This window comes from Streptomyces tricolor, from assembly GCF_002155905.1.
Classification (GTDB): Bacteria; Actinomycetota; Actinomycetes; order Streptomycetales; family Streptomycetaceae; genus Streptomyces; species Streptomyces tricolor.
In genome coordinates this window covers 1-6,763 of sequence record NZ_MUMF01000866.1, presented here as the reverse complement: position 1 = coordinate 6,763, position 6,763 = coordinate 1, and the positions used below count along the sequence as shown (strand labels likewise).

The window sequence follows — 6,763 nt, the reverse complement described above, 5'->3', positions numbered from 1 at the left end:
GACGTACAGGGTGCCGTCGTGGGCGCGGGCGATGCCGGTGACGACGGCACCCTGTACGTCAACTACGCCACCGGCACCAGCAGGACCGGCATCTGGCGTCTCTCCCCCGACGGCGGCGCACCGGAGCAGATCGCCGCGCTGCCCGCCGACGGGCTGCCCAACGGGCTGGCCCTCGACGAGGGCCGCGGGGTGCTCTACGCGGCCGACTCGGTGCGCGGCACCGTCTGGCGCGTCCCGCAGGCGGGCGGCCCGGCCACCGCGTGGGCGACGGGCCCGGCCCTCGCTCCGCTCCCGGCGCCGCCCGCCCGCGGCTTCGGCGCCAACGGCATCAAGGTCCGCCGGGACGCCGTGTGGGTGTCCAACACCGACCGGGGCACCCTGCTGCGCATCCCGGTCGGCCCGGACGGCTCCGCCGGCCCCGTCGAGACCCGGGCCGACGCGCTCGCCGGCATCGACGACTTCACCTTCCCCGGGCACGGCAGGAGCGTGCTGGCCGCGCTGAACACCGGCAACAAGGTCGTCCTCGTCCGCACCGACGGCACCGTCACACCCGTCCTCACCGCACAGGACGGCCTGTCCAACCCGACCTCCGTGGCCGTGCGCGCGCGGACCGTGTATGTGCCCAGCGCCGCCTTCACCACCCGGCGCGACCCCAACCTCCTCCTGGCCCGCCTGCGCCACTTCCTCGGCCGGGGGTAGGCGTCGCAGGCCAGCCGCCGTCGGCCGGACCGCCCCGGCCGACGGCGCGTGTCTGGTGGTGCCGACGGGCAGGCAATAAGCTGGCCGGCAGCCGCCAACTCCGCACGTCTGCCGAAGGATTGCATGTACCGGGCCCTGATCGTGTGCAACTCACGGTTCCCGGCGGACCCGGGCGCCCTGCCCGAGCTGCAGGGCCCGAAGGCGGACGGGCTCGTCCTGCGCGACGCGCTCACCGACGCGTCGGCGGGCCTCTTCGACCGCAGCGAAGTGCGTCTGGTGGCCGAGGCGGACGCCGGAGAGATCATCGCGGCGGCGGACGACTTCTTCAGCAGTGCCGAGCCGGACGACACACTGTTGTTCTACTACAGCGGGCACGGCCGCAACCGCAACCGGCAGCTCTTCCTGTGCGCGGGCAACACCCGGGTCGACCGGCTGCACTCGACCGCCGTCCCGGCGGCGACGCTGTCCGACGTCATCGCCACCAGCTTCGCCCAGGTGAAGATCGTCGTACTCGACTGCTGCCACAGCGGCGGCTTCAAGGGCGACGACGGCCTGCTCGACGCGCTGTCGGGCGCGGGGCGCTTCCTGATCGCCGCCACCTCGGCCACGGACCGGGCCGCCGACGCCGGGATGCGCGGCGAGCCCAGCCCCTTCACCCGGGCCCTGGCCGACGGTCTGCTCACCCGGGCCGTCGACCGCAACGCCGATCAGGTGATCGACCTGGACGACCTCTTCACGTACCTCGCCCAGGTCCCGTTCGACGGCCATGCGCCGCACCGGAAGTTCGACGGCGCGGGGGCCGTCCCCATCGCCCGCCGCCCGGCACCGCGGCCCGGGGAACCGGCCGCCCCCCTGACGCGCCCGGAGCAGCACGAGCCCACGGCCGACGACCGCCGCCCCCGGGCCCGTGCCGCCACCTCCATGGACGACGTCGTCCGGGGCGAGACGCTCAGCGAGCGGCACATCGAGGCGTTCCGGCGCGATCTGCGGGAGGACATGGCGGCCACCCTGCCCGAGCAGCTGACGTCCAGCGAGTTCCTCCAGCGGGCGGGGCTGCTGAAGGACGGTCATCCCACCCTGGCCGGGGTGCTGCTGTTCGGACAGAACCCGACGGCGCTCCTGCCCGCGGCGATGGTCCGCTGCGTCCGGTTCCGCGGCAGCCGCAAGACCGACCCCGTGGAGAGCGTCGACCTCCACGGCACGGTCCCGGAACTCATCGTCAGGGCCCGGGACTTCGTGGCGAAGTCGGCCGTGCTCGGCGAGTCGCCCAGCGCGGCGAGCGCGTACAGCGAGACCACGTACCGGTATCCCATGATCGCCGTACGGGAGATCATCGCGAACGCGGTCGTCCACCGCGACTACACCGAACAGGACGCCTGCGTCCAGGTCCACGTCTTCGACGACCGGATCGAGGTGATCAGTCCCGGCACCTGGGGCGGCCCGGCGGAGGTGCCCGACGGACAGCTGCGGCTCAGCGCCCTGGAGGGCCAGTCACAGCCCCGCAACTTCCGCCTGGCCCGGCTGCTGACCTGGGTGAAGCTGGTCGAATCCGTCGGCGCGGGGCTGCCCCGGTCGGTCGCGGACTGCCAGACCGTGGGCTCGCCCGAACCCGTGGTCGTCATCCGGCACGGCATGATCACGGTCACTCTCTTCCCGACCGCGGCGGAAGAGGCCCGGGACGCCGTACCACCGGCGCGGGCGGAGGCCGGCCCCGACCGCTCACGGCACCTGGACCCGGCGCGCATCGCCGAGGTGGGGACACGGGGCTTCGACGGCTCGGGCTACCGGGTGACGAACGACTGCGTGCTGACCGCGGCCCACGTGGTGCGGGACAGCACCGAGCTGGGCGTGCGGTTCACCTTCGGCCGCGAGGAGTGGACCGGCCCGGCGACCGTCGCCTGGGTGGATGAGGCCGCGGACGTCGCCGTCGTACGGTTCGAGCCGCCCAGCCACGCCCCCGTCGTCCCTCCGGCCCGCTACGGCCGCATCACGAGCCGGCCGGCGGTGGTCACCGTGGAGGCCGCCGGCTTCCCCGCCTACAAGCGGCGCCAGGACTGGTCCGGGGGGCGGACCATCACGGATCTGGCGCACCTCTTCGGCACCGCCTCCACGCTGTCCAACCTGCGCAGCGGCACCCTGGAGATCACCGTGAACGGCGCGCCGAGCGAGCCGTCCGACGGCCGTTCCCCGTGGGCCGGAATGGGGGGTGCGCCGGTGTGGGCCGAAGGGTGCATCGTCGGCGTCATCAACGCGGTCAACCCCCTCGACGGCCCCGGCCGCCTCGAAGCCGCCCGGATCGAGCACGTCCTGGCCGGCCCGCCCGAGCACCAGGAGCGCATGGCCGCGCTGCTGGGCCTGCGGCAGGCCGAGCAGCTGCCCGAGGTCCCCGCGCCGGAACCCGAGCGGGCGGCCCCTTACCTCGACCACATCCGCGACGTGGCCCCGGCGACCCTGCACGACCGGACGACGGAACTGGCCGAGCTGGCCGCCTTCTGCCACGGCGACGAGCCGTACGTGCGGTGGCAGGGCGCTCCCTGGGCGGGCAAGACCGCGCTGCTCTCCTTCTTCGCGCTGCGCCCGCCGCCCGGCGTCGACGTGGTGGCCTTCTTCGCCACCCTCCGCCTCGCGGGGCACGCCGACAGCATGGCCTTCACCGACACGCTCATCGAGCAGTTGGCCTGGCTGCTGGAGGAACGCGTCCCGACGGCCACGCTGCAGTCCGGCGCCCGGGATCTGCTGCGCCGACGCCTGCTCGCGCGGGCCGCGGCGCGGGCGCAGTCCACCGGCCGACGGCTCCTGCTCCTGGTGGACGGCCTGGACGAGGACCGCGGACCGCAGTCGGGCCTGCCCAGCATCGCCTCGCTGCTGCCGCAGCGGCCGGACGAGGGCCTGCGGGTGCTGGTGGCCGGCCGTCGTACGCCGCTGCCGCACGACGTTCCGGCCGGGCACCCGCTGCGCACCTGCCGGGTGCGCACGCTCGGGCAGCCGTCCTCCGCGGTCCGGGAGATCTCCCGGGCGGCCTTCGACGAGCTGTACGCCGCCCTGACGGCGAGCCCGGACCACCAGGACGTGATCGGTCTGATCGCGGCCAGCCACGACGGGCTCACCAAGGCGGACCTCGCCCGGCTGACGGACCAGGCCCCCTATCAGCTGGAGACGCTGCTCAGGGGCGGGGTGGGACGCCTCCTCACCGCCACGGAGGGCGACGGCTCGGCCGAGCCGCGGTTCCGCTTCGCGCACGAGGTGCTCCGGAGCACGGCGGTACAGCAGCTCGGCCCGCGCCTCATGGCGGCGTACGAGGACCTCCTGGCTCCTTAGGCCAGTTCCGCCAGCAGATCGCCGCCCTCCACCTGCTGGATGCGGTTGATGGCCAGCCGGGAGACGCGGCCCGCCTTGGGGGCGGTGATCGCGGCCTCCATCTTCATCGCCTCGATGGTGGCGATGGTGGCGCCGGCCGCCACCTCGTCGCCCTCGGCGACGGCCAGTGTCACCACACCGGCGAAGGGCGCCGCGACATGGCCGGGGTTGGACCGGTCGGCCTTCTCCGTCACCGGGATGTCGGAGGCGGCGGCCCGGTCGCGGACCTGGATGGGGCGGAGCTGGCCGTTGAGCGTGGACATCACGGTCCGCATGCCGCGCTCGTCGGCCTCGCCGATCGCCTGGAGCTCGATCAGCAGCCGGACGCCGGGCTCCAGGTCGACGGCGTACTCCTTGCCGGGGCGCAGCCCGTAGAAGAACGCCTTGCTGTCCAGCACGCTGGTGTCGCCGAAGCTCTGCCGGTGCGTGTCGAACTCGCGGGTCGGGCCGGGGAACAGCAGCCGGTTGAGGGTGGCCCGCCGGTTCTTGGCGAGCCCCTCGCGGTCCTCGGCGGACAGCTCGGGCACGGGCTTGGGCGCCGACCGGCCCTGGAGCGCCTTGGTGCGGAACGGCTCCGGCCAGCCGCCGGGCGGGGTGCCCAGCTCGCCGCGCAGGAAGCCGATCACCGAGTCCGGGATGTCGAACTTGTCGGGGGTCGCCTCGAAGGCGTCCGGGGAGACGCCGGCGCCCACCAGGTGCAGGGCCAGGTCGCCGACCACCTTGGAGGAGGGGGTGACCTTCACCAGGCGGCCCAGGATGCGGTCGGCGGCGGCGTACATCGCCTCGATGTCCTCGAAGCGGTCGCCGAGGCCGAGGGCGACGGCCTGGGTGCGCAGGTTGGACAGCTGGCCGCCGGGGATCTCGTGGTGGTAGACCCGGCCGGTCGGCGAGGCGAGGCCCGCCTCGAACGGCGCGTAGATCTTCCGCACGCCCTCCCAGTAGGGCTCCAGGTCGCCGACCGCCTGGAGGTCCAGGCCGGTGGGCCGGTCGGAGTGGTCGGTGGCGGCGACGATCGCGGACAGCGACGGCTGGGAGGTCGTACCGGCCATGGAGGCCACCGCGCCGTCCACCGCGTCGGCGCCGGCCTGGATCGCGGCGAGGTAGGTGGCGAGCTGGCCGCCCGCGGTGTCGTGCGTGTGCAGGTGCACGGGCAGGTCGAACTCGCGGCGCAGCGCCGAGACCAGCTTGGCGGCGGCCGGGGCGCGCAGCAGGCCCGCCATGTCCTTGACGGCGAGGACGTGGGCGCCGGCCTCGACGATCTGCTCGGCCAGCCGCAGGTAGTAGTCGAGGGTGTAGAGCCGCTCCGCCGGGTCGTTGAGGTCGGCGGTGTAGCAGAGGGCCACCTCGGCGACGGCCGTGCCGGTCTCCCGCACGGCGTCGATGGCGGGCCGCATCTGGCCGACGTCGTTGAGGGCGTCGAAGATGCGGAAGATGTCGATGCCGGTGGCGGCGGCCTCCTGCACGAAGGCGTCGGTGACCTCGGTGGGGTACGGCGTGTAGCCGACGGTGTTGCGTCCGCGCAGCAGCATCTGGAGGCAGATGTTGGGGACGGCCTCGCGCAGGGCGGCCAGCCGCTCCCAGGGGTCCTCGGCGAGGAAGCGCAGCGCGACGTCGTAGGTGGCGCCGCCCCAGCACTCCAGGGACAGCAGCTGCGGGAGGGTGCGGGCGACGACCGGGGCGACGGCGAGCAGGTCCTTGGTGCGCACCCGGGTGGCGAGCAGGGACTGGTGGGCGTCGCGGAAGGTGGTGTCGGTGACGCCGATGGTCGGGGACTCGCGCAGCTGCCGGGCGAAGCCCTCGGGGCCGAGGTCCACGAGGAGCTGGCGGGACCCGGCGGGCGGCTCGCCGGCGGGCAGCGGCGGCAGCTTGGTCAGCGGGTCGAGCAGGTCGGGCCGCTGCCCGTGCGGCTTGTTGACGGTGACGTCGGCGAGGTAGGTGAGCAGCTTGGTGCCGCGGTCGGCGGAGGTGCGGGCGGTGAGCAGGTGCGGGCGCTGCTCGATGAAGGAGGTGGTGACCCGGCCGGCCTGGAAGTCCGGGTCGTCCAGTACCGCTTGCAGGAAGGGGATGTTGGTGGCCACGCCGCGGATGCGGAACTCGGCGACCGCGCGCCGGGCCCGGCCGATCGCGGCGGGGAAGTCGCGGCCCCGGCAGGTGAGCTTGACCAGCATCGAGTCGAAGTGCGCGCTGATCTCCGTACCGGCGTGGGTGGTGCCGCCGTCGAGCCGGATGCCGGAGCCGCCCGGGGAGCGGTAGGCGCTGATCCGGCCGGTGTCGGGGCGGAAGCCGTTGGCGGGGTCCTCGGTGGTGATCCGGCACTGGAGGGCGGCGCCGCGCAGGGTGACGGTGTCCTGGGCGAGGCCGAGGTCGGCGAGGGTCTCGCCGGAGGCGATGCGGAGCTGGGCCTGGACCAGGTCGACGTCGGTGACCTCCTCGGTCACGGTGTGCTCGACCTGGATGCGCGGGTTCATCTCGATGAACACGTGGTTGCCGTCGCGGTCGAGCAGGAACTCCACGGTGCCGGCGTTGCGGTAGCCGATCTCGCGGGCGAAGCGGACGGCGTCGGAGCAGATCCGGTCGCGCAGCCCGGGGTCCAGGTTGGGCGCGGGGGCCAGCTCGATGACCTTCTGGTGGCGGCGCTGCACCGAGCAGTCCCGCTCGAAGAGGTGGATGACGTTGCCCTCGCCGTCGGCGAGGATCTGCACCTCGA

Annotated in this window: 3 protein-coding genes; 2 read left to right on the top strand and 1 reads right to left on the bottom strand. The window is 74.0% G+C overall.

Features of this window, described 5'->3' with window-relative positions:
* Together CCN44_RS40920 and CCN44_RS40915 are read left to right on the top strand one after the other, a co-directional pair.
* Positions 1 to 699: SMP-30/gluconolactonase/LRE family protein (locus tag CCN44_RS40920; RefSeq protein ID WP_086704279.1), on the top strand; the 699-nt coding region annotated here is incomplete at its 5' end.
* A gap of 123 nt (positions 700 to 822) precedes the next feature.
* Positions 823 to 4,017, top strand: coding sequence for a caspase, EACC1-associated type (locus CCN44_RS40915; RefSeq protein ID WP_086704276.1), 3,195 nt, complete (start codon positions 823 to 825; stop codon positions 4,015 to 4,017).
* On the opposite strand, the gene CCN44_RS40910 is transcribed toward CCN44_RS40915, so the two are convergent.
* On the bottom strand, positions 4,014 to 6,763 hold a 2,750-nt coding region (locus CCN44_RS40910; RefSeq protein ID WP_086704273.1), incomplete at its 5' end, for a pyruvate carboxylase. The genes CCN44_RS40915 and CCN44_RS40910 overlap by 4 nt on opposite strands.

What these genes read in the sequence shown, in the direction of transcription:
- CCN44_RS40915 (WP_086704276.1), top strand. Translation starts at nt 823, where the DNA reads ATGTACCGGGCCCTGATCGTGTGCAACTCACGGTTCCCGGCGGACCCG.